Here is a 15,680-nt window from a genome sequence, read left to right as displayed (position 1 = left end):
GTTGATGCCGCGCCTTGATGCGCAAACCAACAAGAGAGTGCCATGAACTCCGAACTGTTAGCCAATAATCCAACCCCCGTGGTGGTCGCCATTTTCGTTGCCTTCATGCTGCTGGAAATGGCCTGCGCCCGCTTCCGTCAACCCGCCTCCAGCCGACGCGACGCCATGCTGGAAATCTTCGGCTCGGGCATCCTGCTGCTGATCACCTTTCCGTTGATCATGATCGCCACTCACCAATTGCTCGGGCATTTCGCACCCCAATTACAGGGCCGCCTTGCGGACGTGCCGTGGTACGCCGCACTCGGTCTGTTTCTCGTGCTCGACGACATGACGCAATACTGGTGGCACCGCCTGACGCACCGCGTGCCTTTCCTGTACGCCCTGCACCGCGCGCACCATTCGGCGCCGTATATGAGCATCCGCATCGTCTACCGCAACAACAGCTTCTATTACATGCTGATGCCCGGCATCTGGCTGACCAGCGCACTGGTCTTTATGGGGCTGGCCAACTTTTACTATGGCTATCTGATCGTGAAGATGTTGGTGATATTTGGCGCGCACAGCAGCGTGCCCTGGGACGACAGGCTCTACCGAATCCGGGCCTTGCGCCCGTTCATGTGGCTGCTGGAGCGGACCATCTCCACGCCGTCCACCCATTCAGCCCACCACGGCCTGAACGCCGAGGACGGAATAACCAACTACAAGGGCAACTTCGGCAACCTGCTGTTCTTCTGGGACGTGCTGTTTGGCACTGCCAAGATCACCCGCCGCCGCCCGCCAGCCTACGGCATCGAAGATATGCGGCCGGTGAGCTGGCAACAAGAGGTGTTCTGGCCTTTGATGCGCGACGCGCAACCGAACGCTCAGCCGCAGGACAATACGGAGATAGCACGATGAATCTGAATGTCACCCTGATCGCTGGCTCCAGCCAGCCAACCAGCCAGTCCGCCAAGGTTGCGCGCTACTTGGCCGAGCGCCTGCAGGTGCTGGAAATCTGCGCAGAAGCCCAAGTCGTCGATCTTGGCCGCGCTCCCCTGCCGCTGTGGCCGGCGCCACCGGTAGACGAGGCTTGGGAAGAGCATGCCGAACAGTTGCAGCGCGCCGATGCGCTGGTGGTCATCACACCCGAGTGGCACGGCATGGCCTGCCCAGCGCTGAAAAACCTGTTCCTATATGCGGGTTATCGCGAGTTGGCTCACAAACCGGCGCTGCTGGTCGGTGTGTCCGCGGGCCTGGGAGGCGCCTACCCGCTGTCCGAGCTACGCGCTTCCAGCTACAAGAACTCGCGGATCTGCTACTTGCCCGAACAACTGGTGATCCGCCAGGTCGATCAGGTCATGAACAGCGCAAAGGGCACCAGCGAAGACGACATTCGCATCCGCCGCCGCGCTGACTGGGCTCTGCGTGTGCTTGGCGAATATGCCCACGCGATGCAAGGCCTGAGGGATCGCATCCAGCTTGAACACAGTGACTTCCATAACGGAATGTGAGATCGACGGGACGAGCATCATTTCGGGTCGAAAACAGCCTTCCAATAGCTGCTTGCGGCCCAAAAGCTCCATCGTCGCGGCCAGATAGTTAGTGAACTGCACTTAGACAACGCGCATCCATGCAGAACCTAACCCACCTACAAGCCATCATTACTAACGACCCAGTACGCATGCGGATTCTTCGCTTGGTAAAGGAGCTGGGACTGCCGGATTGTTGGGTGGCTGCTGGTTTTGTGCGTAGCGCGATATGGGATCAACTGCATCAACGCTCTCATTCGAACCTGCCGGCCGATATCGACGTGATCTGGTTCGACCGCGAGCGTGCTAGTGCGCAAACAGATGCAGCATTCGAAGCCGTTTTGCGATGCATGGACAGCACGCTTGATTGGTCGGTGAAAAACCAGGCACGTATGCATCTTCGCAACGCTGACCTTCCTTATGACTCGGCAACCGATGCCATGAGCTATTGGCCAGAGACAGCCACTGCAATCGCTGTAAGGCTTACCGAGCATGGCATCGAGGTAGCTGCCCCATTCGGCCTGGACGACCTTTTCAACCTGATAGTCCGGCCCACCACAGGATTCGAGAGAGCGAAGCGCGACGAGTATTTGAATCGCCTGCGGTTGAAGAATTGGCTCGCGACCTGGCCAGATCTTAAGATTCATGCGCCAGACTGACGCTTTGCGCTAATCAGCCGAATTGCCACTTCCGAGTCGTCGCCTCACCCGCACTTCGAATTCCCGCAGTTCAAACACGTAGCGCAACCGTCCATCTGCACCACCGCCTGGGTGCTGCACTTGCTACACAGCTGCGCGCCGGCGGGGAAGCCGTCGCCCGGTTCCAGCGCCGCGGCGCCCTGGCTGGCTTCGTAGGCGGCGCGTTTTTCAGCCAGGTACTTGCGCTGGGTTTCGTCCAGCGACTGGCCTTCGAGCATGCCGATGGCAATGAGATGGCGTTCCACCACGCCGCCGATTTCAGCCACGATGGAAGGCATGTAGACGCCGCCTTTCTTCAGATAGCCGCCACGCGGATCGAAGACCGCTTTCAGCTCCTCCACCAGAAAGGTGCAATCGCCGCCCTTGCGGAACACGGCGGACATGATCCGGGTGAGCGCGACGATCCACTGAAAGTCGTCCATGTTCTTCGAGTTGATGAAGATCTCGAATGGCCGGCGCTGTTCATGGGGCGTGCTGGCATTGAGGACCACATCGTTGATAGTGATGAACAGCGCATGCTCAAACAGCGGCGACTTGATCCGGTAGGTGATGCCAATCAGCGCCTCCGGGCGCTGCAGGCTTTCGTCCATCTGCACGACCGAGCCGGCTTTTTCCTCGACGACGGCGTGGCGTTCGAGGGCCTCGTCCACCACCTTGAAACCCTTGATGCGCTGCTCGATCTTGATCGCCATGGCTCCCCCGGACTTCAGCGAGGCCAGACACATCGTCAGCCCTCACGCTTGTCGATCCCTAGTCAGTATTTCCCGTAATAACCTTCCTTCAACGCGTCGAACAGATTGGCGGCGGTGTTCACTTCGCCATCGTATTCGACCTCTTCATTGCCCTTGAGCTCCACCACGCTGCCGTCCTCGAGCGTGAAACGGTAAAGCGTCTTTGCCAGATCCGCTTCCTTGACCAGCACACCCTGAAACGCCGCAGGGTTGAAGCGGAAGGTAGTGCAACCCTTCAGGCCCTGCCGCCATGCGTAGCGGTAGATGTCCTTGAACGCCTCGAAGGGATAGTCAGTGGGCACGTTGGCCGTCTTGGATATGGATGAGTCGATCCATTTCTGCGCGGCGGCCTGGATGTCTACATGCTGGGTCGGGCTGACGTCATCGGCGGTGATGAAATAGTCCGGCAGCTTGCGCCCCGGATCGACGACGCCCGGCTGCGCTCTGTCGTTGATCCGGCTGCGGTAGGCCAAAAGTTCGTAGCTGAACACCTCCACCTTCTCTTTGGCCTTGCGGCCTGGGCGAATCAGATTGCGTGCATAGTGATGAGCGAAGCTCGGCTCGATGCCATTCGAGGCGTTGTTCGCAAGGCTCAGGCTGATGGTGCCGGTGGGTGCGATGGAGCTGTGGTGGGTGAAGCGCGCGCCCAGCTCGGCCAGCTGTTCGGTCAGTTCGGGCGCGTACTCGGCGATCTTCTGCATATAGCGTGAATACTTGGCGTGCAACACGCGCCCTGCGACCCGGTCGCCGATCTGATAACCGTCTTCCCTCATTTCCGGTCGCTTGCGCAGCATCTCGGCGGTCACTTCGAAGATTTCGGCCAACAGCGGCGCCGGCCCCTTTTCCATCGACAGCTCCAGCGCCTGTTCCCAGCCGACCAGTGCCATCTCCCGCGCGACTTCTTCGGTGAATACGCAGGCCTCGGCGCTGCCATAGCGCAGTTTGAGCAGCGTCAGGGCCGAACCCAGGCCAAGGAAGCCCATGCCGTGGCGCCGCTTGCTCTCGATTTCGTAGCGCTGCTGAGCCAGAGGCAGGCCGTTGATCTCCACCACGTTGTCCAGCATCCGGGTGAACACACGCACCACTTCACGGTATTTGTCCCAGTCGAAGCGGGCATCGACGCCGAACGGATCGATAACGAAATGGGTCAGGTTGATCGAGCCCAGCAGGCACGAGCCGTACGGCGGCAATGGCTGTTCGCCACAGGGGTTGGTCGCCCGGATGTCTTCGCACCACCAGTTGTTGTTCAGCTGATTGACCCGGTCGATGAGGATGAAGCCCGGCTCGGCATAGTCGTAAGTGGACACCATGATCATGTCCCACAGATGACGCGCCTTGGCCCGCCCGTAAACCCGGCAAGCGACCAGACCATCTTCCCGGACGATGTAACCCTCATGCACTGGCCATTCGCGCCAGATCACCTGCTGCGGATCGTCCAGGTCCAGTTCGGCCTTTTCCTTGAGATGCAGCGGGAAGAGCAGCGGCCAGTCATCATCGGCTTCGACTGCCTGCATGAACTCGTCGGTGATCAACAGGCTGAGGTTGAACTGGCGCAGGCGACCGTCCTCGCGCTTGGCGCGGATGAACTCGCGAACATCAGGATGACCGACATCGAAGGTGCCCATTTGCGCGCCGCGTCGGCCACCGGCAGAGCTGACGGTGAAGCACATCTTGTCGAAGATATCCATGAACGATAGCGGCCCACTGGTATGCGCGCCGGCACCGGAGACAAAGGAGCCGCGCGGGCGCAGCGTGCTGAATTCATAACCGATGCCGCAGCCCGCCTTGAGCGTCAGACCCGCTTCGTGGACCTTGCCGAGGATGTCGTCCATCGAGTCGGTGATGGTGCCGGATACCGTGCAATTGATGGTGGATGTGGCGGGCTTGTAGTCCTGCGCGCCAGCATTGGAAATGATCCGCCCGGCGGGGATGGCACCGTTGCGCAGCGCCCAGAGAAACCGCTGATACCAGTGCTCGCGGGTCTCGCCGGTTTCGACGCCTGCGAGGGCGCGGGCGACCCGCTGCCAGGTGGCGTCAATGTCGGCGTCGACCGCGGTGCCATCCTTGCGGGTCAGGCGGTATTTCTGCGCCCAGATATCTTCCGATGCCGCCTGCAGGGCCATGCTGGAGGTGGTTCCGTTAGCTGCCGCGATGGGCCCGCCCGTCTTCGCCATGCGCCGCGCATCCTCGTGTCGTTGAATAGAACACCAGAACACGAAGCATAGTCACCGCTACGAAAAGCACCCACCCACATCCACTTGGCCGACCGGCAACGGCAGAGGCGGGTCGATACCCGGTTGGCTCGATGTCGGGAAGCGAGGCGATGCAGTAACCGGCGGAAAAAGCGCCACCGGCATGCGGTTAACGGGTCGTCAGAGCGACTCCAGACATTCAGCGAGCGACGTGCCGAGATTATCGATCAGCCGCTCGTAACCCTCGGCAGTAGCATCGATGCCGTTGCCCATGGCGTCCAGCTCGGCCAGTCTCACCGGCAGTTCTCTAATCAGACTGTCGGCCAGCCGTGGGCGGGTCGGTGGCTCGTGGAATACACAGCTCGGCCCGGCCTGCTCCAGCCGCTGGCGCATTTCGGCCACGTGGCGCGCGCCGGGCTGGGCTTCACCACCGGCGCTGAAAACACCGCTGTGCTTGAGGCCGTACGCCGCCTCGAAATAATCGTAGGCTTCATGGAAAACGAAAAAGGGTTTGGCGCTGGTACTGTCTAGGCGCTTGAGCAGGCGCTTGTCGAGCGCGCTCAACCGCTGCTTGAAAGCGGCAAGATTGGCCTGGTAGCGCTGCGCATTGGCCGGATCGATGGCGGCTAAATCCCCGGCCATTTTTTCGGCAATGACCAGCGCGTTGGCCGGTAGCAGCCATAAATGCGAGTCGAGGCTGCCAGGGCGGTGCGCATGGTCGTGCTCGTCATGTTCCGCCGATGCATGCTGTTCGTGGGACTCGTGTGGGTGATCACTATGCGATTCGTGCGCGTGATCGCCGTGCTCAGCGTGTGCGTTGTGTCCGGATTCAACATGTGTGTCGCCGAAATGGCGCAGGGTCAAGCCCGGCAGCGATTGCACGACAAGGCTTGGCCCCTTGCGGCCCTCCAGCACCGGCGCGAGAAAACCCTCCATGTCCGGGCCGATCCAGTAAAACAGGTCGGCGCTACGGATGTGCCGTACGTCGGAAGGCCGTAGCGCATAGTGATGGGCGGAAGCGCCGGCAGGGAGCAGCACCGCCGGTTCGCCCACACCATCCTGGACGGCAGCAGCGATCAGCTGCAGAGGTTTGATACTAGTCAGCAAATCCACCTCGGCGCGAGCCGGGGCACTGGCGAAGAAGGTGATGGTTAGAAGCAGTGGTAACGAAAAAAGACGGTACACGGGCAACACTCGATCGGACTGAATGGGTAACATAATAACGTCTCTCCACTACCTCGTCTTCGCATATGCCTAAAACACCGCTGGCCTGCACGCCCCACGATCACGAACACTGCGTCAGTCACGCGCTGACCGAAGCCGATACGCTCTGTGCGCGCTCCGGTGTACGCCTCACCGCGCTGCGCAAACGTGTCCTGGAGCTGGTCTGGCAAAGCCACAAGCCGCTCGGCGCTTACGACATTCTTGCCCAACTGACTGAGCAGGATGGCCGCCGCGCCGCGCCGCCGACCGTTTATCGTGCGTTGGATTTCCTCTTGGAAAATGGTTTGGTGCATCGCATCGCATCGCTCAACGCTTTCATCGGTTGCAACCATCCGGAACACCCGCATCAGGGGCAGTTCCTGATCTGTCGCAATTGTCATACCGCCATCGAGCTGGAACACCCAGCCATCAGCGATGCGATCACGACCGCGGCGGCCAGCGTCGACTTCAGCGTTGAGGGACAGACGGTCGAAGTGGTTGGCCTTTGCGCGCCGTGCCGGAGCGCCGCATGAGCGAAGCGCTTATCCGCCTGGATGACGTTCACGTGCGGTTTGCCAAGCAGGCCGTGCTCGAAGGCGCTCAGCTGCAGGTGCATCGCGGCGAAATCGTTACGCTGATCGGGCCCAACGGCGCAGGCAAGACCACGCTGGTGCGTGCCGTGCTCGGCCTGCTTCAGCCAGACAGCGGCACGGTCTGGCGCAAACCGAAATTGCGCGTCGGCTATATGCCGCAAAAGCTCCATGTCGACCCTACGCTGCCACTGTCGGTGCTGCGCTTTTTGCGCCTGGTACCCAAAGTGGACCGCGCCAGCGCTCTGACTGCGCTGGCCGAAGTCGGCGCCGAGCATGTTATCGACAGCCCGTTGCAGACCGTCTCTGGCGGCGAAATGCAGCGTGTTTTGCTCGCCCGGGCGTTACTGCGCAAACCCGAGCTGCTGGTGCTGGACGAACCCGTGCAGGGCGTCGATGTGTCCGGCCAGGCCGAACTCTATCGGCTGATCGGCCGTTTGCGGGATCGCCATGGTTGCGGTGTGTTGATGGTTTCCCATGATCTGCATTTGGTCATGAGCGCCACCGACCAGGTCGTTTGCCTGAATCGCCATGTCTGCTGCTCGGGCCATCCGGAACAGGTCAGCAACGACCCTGCTTTCGTCGAGCTGTTCGGCCAGGATGCCCGCAGCCTGGCGATTTACCACCACCAGCATGACCACAGCCACGACCTGCACGGCAGCGTGGTGCTCAAACCTCACGTTCACGGCCCCAATTGCAAGCACTAATCAACATGCCAGATTTTCTATTGAACGCCTTGCTCGCCGGCCTGGCCCTGGCCCTGGTAGCCGGCCCGCTCGGCTCTTTCGTAGTCTGGCGGCGCATGGCCTATTTTGGCGACACCCTTTCCCATTCGGCCCTGCTAGGCGTCGCGCTGGGGCTAATGCTGGAGGTCAACCTGACCTTGGCGGTGATCGTCTGTTGCGTGCTACTGGCGGTGTTGCTGGTGACCTTGCAACAACGCCAGCCGCTGGCATCGGACACTTTGCTCGGAATCTTGGCGCACAGCACCTTGTCGCTGGGGCTGGTTTCGCTGAGTTTCATGCAGGATGTGCGTATCGACCTGATGGGCTACCTGTTCGGCGATCTGCTGGCTGTGAGCCCGACCGATCTCGCCTGGATCGTCGCCGGCAGCGCACTGGTCCTGCTCATTTTGGCGCTGTTGTGGCGGCCGCTGCTGGCGGTCACCGTGCACGAGGAGCTGGCTAAGGTCGAAGGCCTGCCGGTAGCAGGAATCCGTCTGGCGCTGATGCTGCTGATTGCAGTGGTGATTGCGGTGGCGATGAAGATCGTCGGCGTTCTGCTGATCACCTCGCTGCTGATCATTCCCGCCGCGGCTGCCCAGCGCCATGCACGCACACCGGAACAAATGGCCTTCGGCGCCAGCCTGCTGGGCTTGCTGGCGGTGTGCTGTGGGTTGGCGCTGTCCTGGTATCAGGACACGCCAGCAGGGCCGTCAATCGTGGTGTCGGCGGCGGGACTGTTCCTACTGAGCTTCACCTGGCCACGCCGCTGAAACTGAAAGCCCGAACGTAGGCGGATGCAACCCGCCATTTAACGCTAGCCGGTATAACCACAGACATGAACCCGACCGCGCCCCTGCGCTATCTCCAAGGCTATCCGGACGCCCTGCAACAGCAGGTCCGACGTCTGATCGCCGAACAGCGCCTGGGCGATTATCTCGCCCAGCGCTACCCCGAGCGCCATCAGATTCAGAGCGACAAGGCGCTGTATGAATTCGTCCAGAAGCTCAGGCAGGCACACCTGAAAAGCGCGCCGGGCGTCGACAAGGTGCTCTACGACAATCGCCTCGACCTGACTCACCGCGCCCTTGGCCTGCACACCGCCGTATCGCGCGTGCAGGGCGGCAAGCTGAAAGCGAAGAAAGAGATCCGCGTCGCCGCGCTGTTCAAGGAGGCGGCACCGCAATTCCTGCAGATGATCGTCGTGCATGAGCTGGCGCACTTGCGCGAGAGCGATCACAACCGCGCTTTCTACAAGCTCTGCGAATACATGATGCCCGGCTATGCGCAGACCGAATTCGACCTGCGCTGCTACCTGCACTGGCGCGAACTGGCTTAACGACATGCCTCGGCAAAATAAAAAGGCGGCCCGGGATCAACCGGACCGCCTTTTGGCGTTACTGCGATCAGGCCGGCACTTGATCCGCTGCAGGCTGACGCGCCCAGATGCGGTGTTGCGCCAGTGCTTGCGCGAACGCCGCAAACACCGTGGTCACATCTGCATCGTCGCCTGTCACCAGGCCGGCATCTTCCGGCAGGTTGAGCGCCGTGAGCAGTTGCCGGGCATCGCCCAGCACTGCGATCGGCTTGAGGTGCTTGTAGGCTTCCAGCAGGTAGTGCTTGGCCACGCCGTTCTTGGCCATGGCCTGCACGCTCTGCGCCCCGCCCGGCACGAAGACCGCGTCGAAAGCAATGGACGGCATGCCGTCCATTGCTGCATCGGGCGTCAGCATCGTGCCGTCGGCGGTCTTGACCGGAGCCGGCGACGGACCGATCAGCTTGGCCATGGCGCCCTCGTCTGCAAGCTTCTGCTTGAAGGCGTCGATGGCCTTGCCGTCCACGCCGTTGGCGATGAGGATCGCCACCTTGCGCGACTTGATGTTGCCCGGCAGATGATTCATCAGGCTCAGCGCCGGTGAGCTGGCCGGGGTCGGCTGCTTGAGGCTCGCGGTCGGCGCTGTAGGGGGCGTCACACCGATGTTTTCCGCAACCCGGCGCGCCAGCTCCAGGTCGATATTGGCGAGAATCTCGTTGACCTGACGCTCGCGGATGAAGACGCGCTCCACCTTGCCCAGCTCGAAGCTGTAGGCACCAATGATGTGCTCCTTTTCCGGGGCGCTCATGCTGTTCCAGAACAGCGTGGCCTGGGAGAAATGGTCTGCGAAAGACGGGCTGCGCTGGCGAACCTTGTGGCCTTCCATACGTTCCGGATAGCTCTCGAAACCGCCGCCGCTGGCTGCCGGCGGGGTTTCCTTGGGCCAGCCGCTGTCGATGGAGTTGGGCTCGTAGTTGGCGCGGCCCTTGTTGATCGTCTGACGGTGGAAGGCATCACGCTGGTTGTTGTGCACCGGCGCAATCGAACGGTTGATCGGGATTTCGTGGAAGTTCGGCCCGCCGAGGCGCAGCAGCTGGGTGTCGGTGTAGGAAAACAGCCGGCCCTGCAGCAGCGGGTCGTTGCTGAAATCGATGCCCGGCACGATGTGACCGATGTGGAAAGCGGCCTGCTCGGTCTCGGCGAAGAAGTTGTCCGGGTTGCGGTTGAGGGTCATTTTGCCGAGCTTCTGCACCGGCACCAACTCTTCGGGAATGATCTTGGTCGGGTCGAGCAGGTCGAAGTCGAACTTGTGCTCGTCGGCTTCTTCCACGACCTGCACGCCCAGCTCCCACTCGAAGTAGTCGCCCATCTCGATGGACTCCCACAGGTCGCGGCGGTTGAAGTCCGGATCCTTGCCCGCCAGCTTCAGGGTCTCGTCCCAGACCAGCGAGAACGCACCGGCCACCGGCTTCCAGTGGAATTTGACGAAGCGGCTGGTGCCCTCGGCATTGATCAGGCGAAAGGTGTGCACGCCGAAGCCTTCCATGGCGCGCAGGCTGCGGGGGATGCCGCGATCGGACATGGCCCAGATGACCATGTGCGCCGACTCGGGCGTCAGGGAAACGAAATCCCAAAAGCTGTCGTGCGCCGACTGGCCTTGCGGAATCTCGTTGTGCGGCTCGGGTTTGACCGCATGCACGAAGTCGGGAAACTTGATCGCGTCCTGGATGAAAAACACCGGCATGTTGTTGCCAACCAGATCGAAGATGCCCTCGTCGGTGTAGAACTTGGTGGCGAAGCCGCGCACGTCGCGCACGGTATCGGCCGAACCGCGTGATCCCTGCACGGTTGAGAAACGCACGAACACGGGCGTCTCCTTGCCCTTGCCGGAGAGGAACGACGCCTTAGTCAACGCGCTGTGGTCGTCGTAGCTGACGAATACGCCATGGGCTGCGGAGCCCCGCGCGTGGACGATGCGTTCCGGGATGCGCTCGTGATCGAAGTGCGTCAATTTCTCGCGCATGATGAAGTCTTCGAGCAACGAGGGGCCGCGTGTACCGGCCTTCAGAGTGTTCTGGTTGTCGGCAATCTTCACGCCCTGATTGGTCGTCAGCGCCTCACCGGTGGCGTCACTGCGGGACACCTCGAGGTCATCCAGTTTGGCGTTGTGATTCTTGCGATCGACGGTGTCGGTACCGGCGAGCTCGCTGTGCTTTGGATCTTTGTCCGTCATCTTGGGCCTCGGTTGAGCAGGGTGTGCTTAACCGCGAAGGGACCTGGCCGCTCCAGTGCGGCCGGATAGTTGATCGATTCACGGCGTACCGGTTAGTGACCCGTCAAAGCTGTGCAAGGTTGCGCGTTCCGATGATTTGCTCGGCCTATCGGCTCAATGGCTTGTCTCAATGAACTGCAGCCTCGCTACGCCGTCCGGTTGCAAACGCGTAGAATGCACGCCTTTCGCCGACCATCCCGGCACTTACGACCGCACCCACAAGGTTCGCCCGTGATCGAATTTCAGCAAGTCCATAAAACCTATCGCGTCGCCAGCGGCCGCGGCGCTGGTCGTGAAGTGCCCGCGCTCAAGCCGACCGAGCTGATTATTGGCGCCGGTGAGGTGTTCGGCCTGATCGGCCATTCCGGCGCGGGCAAGAGCACCTTGCTGCGCCTGATCAATCGCCTGGAAGAACCGTCCGGCGGACGCATTCTGGTCAATGGCGAAGATGTCACCGCGCTGGATGCCAATGGCCTGCGCCGCTTCCGCCAGCGGGTTGGGATGATCTTTCAGCACTTCAACCTGTTGATGTCCAAGACCGTCTCCGACAACGTCGCCATGCCGCTGCGTCTGGCGGGCAACCATTCGCGCAGCGAGATCGACGACCGCGTCGCTGCCCTGCTCGAGCGCGTCGGCCTGAAAGACCAGGCGCGCAAGTATCCAGCGCAACTTTCCGGCGGTCAGAAGCAGCGCGTCGGCATCGCCCGCGCGCTGGCTACCGAGCCGGACATCCTGCTCTGCGACGAGGCCACCAGCGCCCTCGACCCGCAGACCACCGCCTCGGTGCTGCAATTGCTGGCGGAGATCAACCGCGAGCTGCGCCTGACCATCGTGCTGATCACCCATGAGATGGATGTGATTCGCCGCGTCTGTGACCGCGTCGCGGTGATGGACGGTGGCGCCATCGTCGAGCAGGGCCCGGTGACCGAGGTGTTCCTGCATCCCAAGCACCCCACGACCCAGCGATTCGTGTTGGAAGACGAGGCCGTCGACGAAAACGAGCAGCGTGATGACTTTGCTCATGTGCCGGGTCGCATCCTGCGCCTGACCTTTCAGGGTGATGCCACCTACAAGCCGCTGCTGGGCACGGTGGCGCGTGAAACCGGTGTGGATTTCAGCATCCTCTCGGGGCGCATCGATCGCATCAAGGACACGCCCTACGGCCAACTGACCCTGGCCTTGGTCGGCGGCGACATGGCAGCCGCGCTGGCGCGTCTGGATGCTGCTGACGTTCACGTGGAGGTGGTGCGCTGATGGAAGCCTTGCTGACAAACGTCGACTGGTACGAAATCTGGCTGGCAACGCTGGACACGCTGCTTATGCTCGGCGGCTCGCTGCTGTTCACCATTGTTCTCGGCCTGCCGCTAGGTGTGCTGCTATTTCTCAGTGGCCCGCGTCAGCTGTTCGAGAATCGCCCGCTGTACGCTTTTCTCTCGTTCGTGGTGAACGTGCTGCGATCGCTGCCGTTCATCATCCTGCTGATCGTTATGATTCCCTTCACCGTGCTGATCACCGGCACTTCGCTGGGCGTTGCCGGGGCGATTCCGCCGCTGGTGGTGGGCGCTGCACCGTTCTTTGCGCGCCTGGTGGAAACCGCATTGCGCGAAGTGGACCGCGGCATCATCGAGGCGACTCAGGCGATGGGCGCCACGACTCGGCAGATCATCTTCAGCGCGCTGCTACCTGAAGCACGTCCGGGAATCATCGCCGCCATTACCGTTACGGCAATCACCCTGGTGTCCTACACCGCCATGGCTGGCGTGGTGGGCGCCGGCGGGCTCGGCGACCTGGCAATCCGCTTCGGCTACCAGCGCTTCCAGACCGACGTCATGGTGGTCACCGTAATCCTGCTGTTGGTGCTGGTGCAGGTGCTGCAGAGCGTCGGAGACAAACTGGTTACGCATTTTTCCCGCAAATAACTGCCAAACCGGTTTGATAACTACTGTGCTCGGCGTTGGTTCGTCGAGTCGAAAAGGAGCCTTCCATGAAAAAACTGCTTGTCGCCTTCGCCGCTGTTGCGGCCTTTTCCGCCCAGGCCGCTGACGAACTGAACGTCGCCGCCACCGCCGTCCCGCACGCGGAAATTCTCGAATTCGTCAAACCGCAACTTGCCGAGCAAGGCGTGGAGCTGAACGTAAAAGTCTTCACCGACTACGTGCAGCCGAACATCCAGGTTTCCGAGGAGCGTCTGGACGCCAACTTCTTTCAGCACCAGCCATACCTGGACGAATTCAACAAGGGCAAGGGTACCGAGCTGGTCAGTGTCGTCGGCGTACATATCGAGCCCTTCGGTGCGTATTCCAGCAAGCTGAAATCGCTGGACGAGCTATCAAATGGCGCCACCGTGGTCATCCCCAACGACGCCACCAATGGCGGTCGCGCTCTGCTGCTGCTGCAGAAAGCCGGCGTGATCACCCTGAAAGAAGGTGCCGGCATCACCGCCACGCCGAGGGATATCGCCGAAAACCCGAAGAACATCAAGATCCGCGAACTGGAAGCCGCGACCCTGCCGCGCGTCCTGACCCAGGTCGACCTGGCGCTGATCAACACCAACTACGCGCTGGAAGCCAAACTCAACCCCACCGAAGATGCCCTGATCATCGAAGGCAGCGACTCGCCCTATGTGAACATCCTCGTCGCCCGTCCAGACAACAAGGACAGCGCCGCCATGCAGAAGCTGGCAAAGGCGCTGCACAGCGACGCGGTGAAGCAGTTCATCAAAGAGAAGTACAAGGGCGCGGTCGTACCGGCGTTCTAAGTCTTTGCAGACAACTGGCGGCAACAGCCGTCAGCCCCGCCAACGAAAAGGCCCGCAATATGCGGGCCTTTTCGTTTAAGCCAATAGGACGAGCCGTGCAGGTGAAACCCATCGGTCTGGATCGCCGCGCCGTTACTTCTGCGCGAGCACTACGGGCAATTGCTCGGCAAGTTTCTCGGGGCGCAGCGGGGCGCGGATAAAGCCGCGTAGGCGACCATCGGGGCCGATGAGTGCAAGGTTGCCGCCGTGATCGACGGTGTAGTTTTCCTTCGAGGTATCGGCCGGGATGAACGGGACACCGACGGCGTTGGCCAGGGTCTGGATGTCATCCAGCGGGCCGGTCAGACCGATAAAGTTGGCGCCGAAATAGTCCAGGTACTTCTTCAACTGCTCCGGGGTGTCACGCTCGGGATCGACGCTGACCAGAATCGGCTGCATCCGCTGTTTCGCTTCTTCGGGCAGTTTGCTGCGCAGCTGCCGCAGTTCCGCGAGGGTTGCGGGGCAGATGTCCGGGCAGAAGGTATAGCCGAAAAATAGGAGGTTCCAGCGCCCTTCGAGCTGGTCCATCGATACCGATTCGCCGTCCTGGTTGGTCAGCGTCAGGTCTGGCACATCACGCCCCTGCGGCAGCATGACGATGCCTGCATCCAGCAGCTCGGCAGTGCCGAGCTGCTGCTCAGTATTGAGCACCTTGTAAACCGTCAGACCGATGACCAGCGCAACCAACGCCACGAGGATGAATACGGTTTTCTGGATGCGTGTCATGAAGGTCCTTGGCGGGTGGCTAGATATTTAGCAGCAGATAATGATCAACCAGCAGCGCGATGAACAGCGCGAACAAGTACCAGATGCTGAATTTGAAGGTCTTGATGGCCGCATGAGGCCGACTGTCGCGGTAGAGCACGATAGCCCAGAACAGGAAGCGTGCACCCAGCAGCACAGCCGCAGCCAGGTACAGCGGCCCACTCATATGGATGGCGAACGGCATGAAGCTCACCGCCAGTAGCACGGCGGTATAGAGCAGGATGTGCACCTTGGTGTAATGCTCGCCGTGGGTCACCGGCAACATAGGGACATTGACCTTGGCGTATTCCGCCTTGCGGTGGATCGCCAGCGCCCAGAAGTGCGGCGGCGTCCAGGCAAAGATGATCAGCACCAGCAGCAATGGCTCGGCGGTCACCTGGCCCGTCACCGCGACCCAGCCGAGCAACGGTGGCGCAGCGCCGGCCAACCCGCCGATGACGATGTTCTGCGGCGTGGCGCGTTTGAGAAAACCGGTGTAGATCACCGCATAGCCAATCAGCGAAGCCAACGTCAGCCAGGCCGCAAGTGCATTCGTGAAGGCGAGTAACAAGCCCATGCCAGCCACGCTGAGAAATAGCGCGAACAGCAGCGCGGCAGCAGGCGAGACTCGCCCTTCGGCTAGCGGTCGTTTGTGGGTCCGCGCCATGACCGAATCGATGCGGCGGTCCACCACATGGTTGACTGCCGCCGCACCACCGGCACAGAGCGCGATCCCGAGATTGCCGAATAGCAGCACCGTCCAGGGCACGCCGGCGCGGGTGGCGAGGAACATGCCCACCAGTGAGGTGATGAGCATCAGCAGCACCACTTTCGGCTTGGTCAGCTCGAGATAATCGCGCCAGCTTGCCTGGGCGCCGCGTTCGCTGAGTAGAGTCGCCATGGGGATT

Annotated in this window: 16 protein-coding genes; 10 read left to right on the top strand and 6 right to left on the bottom strand. The window is 61.4% G+C overall.

Translation table 11 applies throughout. From position 1 onward, the window contains the following. The first annotated feature begins 42 nt into the window (after positions 1 to 42). The 3 genes from NAV33_RS09960 (at position 43) to NAV33_RS09950 (ending at position 2,167) form a co-directional block, all read left to right on the top strand. Positions 43 to 897 carry a sterol desaturase family protein gene (locus tag NAV33_RS09960; RefSeq protein ID WP_255979506.1) on the top strand — a complete coding sequence of 285 codons (855 nt, stop codon included), beginning with the start codon at positions 43 to 45 and terminating at the stop codon, positions 895 to 897. Beyond that, on the top strand, positions 894 to 1,490 hold the full coding sequence (locus NAV33_RS09955) for an NADPH-dependent FMN reductase (RefSeq protein WP_255979504.1): 597 nt from the start codon (positions 894 to 896) through the stop codon (positions 1,488 to 1,490). Before NAV33_RS09960 ends, NAV33_RS09955 begins: the two co-directional genes overlap by 4 nt. 119 nt (positions 1,491 to 1,609) lie before the next feature. Then, the gene (locus NAV33_RS09950) at positions 1,610 to 2,167 is read left to right on the top strand and encodes a nucleotidyltransferase family protein (RefSeq protein WP_255979502.1); all 558 of its coding nucleotides are present in this window, start codon (positions 1,610 to 1,612) and stop codon (positions 2,165 to 2,167) included. 44 nt (positions 2,168 to 2,211) lie between these two features. On the opposite strand, the gene NAV33_RS09945 is transcribed toward NAV33_RS09950, so the two are convergent. The 3 genes from NAV33_RS09945 to NAV33_RS09935 form a co-directional block, all read right to left on the bottom strand. Continuing rightward, entirely contained in the window at positions 2,212 to 2,898 is a 687-nt protein-coding gene (locus NAV33_RS09945; RefSeq protein WP_255979500.1) for an NrdJb, read from the bottom strand. A gap of 62 nt (positions 2,899 to 2,960) precedes the next feature. Next, the gene (locus NAV33_RS09940; protein WP_255979498.1) at positions 2,961 to 5,111 is read right to left on the bottom strand and encodes an adenosylcobalamin-dependent ribonucleoside-diphosphate reductase; all 2,151 of its coding nucleotides are present in this window, start codon (positions 5,109 to 5,111) and stop codon (positions 2,961 to 2,963) included. Between the two features lie 198 nt (positions 5,112 to 5,309). Then, complete coding sequence (locus tag NAV33_RS09935; protein ID WP_255979496.1) at positions 5,310 to 6,314, bottom strand: zinc ABC transporter substrate-binding protein; 1,005 nt, start codon at positions 6,312 to 6,314, stop codon at positions 5,310 to 5,312. Positions 6,315 to 6,379: 65 nt separating this feature from the next. On the opposite strand from NAV33_RS09935, the gene zur reads away from it, so the two are divergent. The 4 genes from zur to NAV33_RS09915 all read left to right on the top strand — a co-directional run bounded on the left by zur (position 6,380) and on the right by NAV33_RS09915 (position 8,983). Next, on the top strand, positions 6,380 to 6,865 hold the full coding sequence (gene zur, locus NAV33_RS09930) for a zinc uptake transcriptional repressor Zur (RefSeq protein ID WP_255979494.1): 486 nt from the start codon (positions 6,380 to 6,382) through the stop codon (positions 6,863 to 6,865). Further along, positions 6,862 to 7,629, top strand: coding sequence for a zinc ABC transporter ATP-binding protein ZnuC (gene znuC, locus NAV33_RS09925; protein ID WP_255979492.1), 768 nt, complete (start codon positions 6,862 to 6,864; stop codon positions 7,627 to 7,629). The genes zur and znuC overlap by 4 nt, the downstream gene beginning before the upstream one ends. Before the next feature lie 5 nt (positions 7,630 to 7,634). Beyond that, complete coding sequence (gene znuB, locus NAV33_RS09920; protein ID WP_255979490.1) at positions 7,635 to 8,417, top strand: zinc ABC transporter permease subunit ZnuB; 783 nt, start codon at positions 7,635 to 7,637, stop codon at positions 8,415 to 8,417. Between the two features lie 65 nt (positions 8,418 to 8,482). Beyond that, on the top strand, positions 8,483 to 8,983 hold the full coding sequence (locus NAV33_RS09915) for a M48 family metallopeptidase (RefSeq protein WP_255979488.1): 501 nt from the start codon (positions 8,483 to 8,485) through the stop codon (positions 8,981 to 8,983). A gap of 67 nt (positions 8,984 to 9,050) precedes the next feature. Here the strand turns inward: NAV33_RS09915 and katE are convergent, their stop codons facing one another. Further along, positions 9,051 to 11,192 carry a catalase HPII gene (gene katE, locus NAV33_RS09910; protein ID WP_255979486.1) on the bottom strand — a complete coding sequence of 714 codons (2,142 nt, stop codon included), beginning with the start codon at positions 11,190 to 11,192 and terminating at the stop codon, positions 9,051 to 9,053. A 270-nt stretch (positions 11,193 to 11,462) separates the two neighbouring features. On the opposite strand from katE, the gene NAV33_RS09905 reads away from it, so the two are divergent. From NAV33_RS09905 to NAV33_RS09895, 3 genes are all read left to right on the top strand, one after another. Beyond that, the gene (locus NAV33_RS09905) at positions 11,463 to 12,485 is read left to right on the top strand and encodes a methionine ABC transporter ATP-binding protein (RefSeq protein ID WP_255979484.1); all 1,023 of its coding nucleotides are present in this window, start codon (positions 11,463 to 11,465) and stop codon (positions 12,483 to 12,485) included. Further along, positions 12,485 to 13,150, top strand: a complete 666-nt coding sequence (locus NAV33_RS09900) for a methionine ABC transporter permease (RefSeq protein ID WP_255979482.1) — start codon at positions 12,485 to 12,487, stop codon at positions 13,148 to 13,150. Before NAV33_RS09905 ends, NAV33_RS09900 begins: the two co-directional genes overlap by 1 nt. A 65-nt stretch (positions 13,151 to 13,215) precedes the next feature. Next, entirely contained in the window at positions 13,216 to 13,989 is a 774-nt protein-coding gene (locus tag NAV33_RS09895; protein ID WP_255979480.1) for a MetQ/NlpA family ABC transporter substrate-binding protein, read from the top strand. Positions 13,990 to 14,121: 132 nt separating this feature from the next. On the opposite strand, the gene NAV33_RS09890 is transcribed toward NAV33_RS09895, so the two are convergent. Next, positions 14,122 to 14,754 (bottom strand): SCO family protein, encoded by a 633-nt coding sequence (locus NAV33_RS09890; protein WP_255979478.1) that lies wholly within the window; start codon positions 14,752 to 14,754, stop codon positions 14,122 to 14,124. A gap of 19 nt (positions 14,755 to 14,773) precedes the next feature. Then, positions 14,774 to 15,673 carry a heme o synthase gene (gene cyoE, locus NAV33_RS09885; RefSeq protein WP_255979476.1) on the bottom strand — a complete coding sequence of 300 codons (900 nt, stop codon included), beginning with the start codon at positions 15,671 to 15,673 and terminating at the stop codon, positions 14,774 to 14,776. Positions 15,674 to 15,680: the final 7 nt, after the last annotated feature.

Source organism: Stutzerimonas stutzeri, assembly GCF_024448715.1.
GTDB lineage: Bacteria > Pseudomonadota > Gammaproteobacteria > Pseudomonadales > Pseudomonadaceae > Stutzerimonas > Stutzerimonas stutzeri_AR.
The sequence above is the reverse complement of the archived record's forward strand: the minus strand, read 5'-3'. Positions and strand labels throughout refer to the sequence as shown.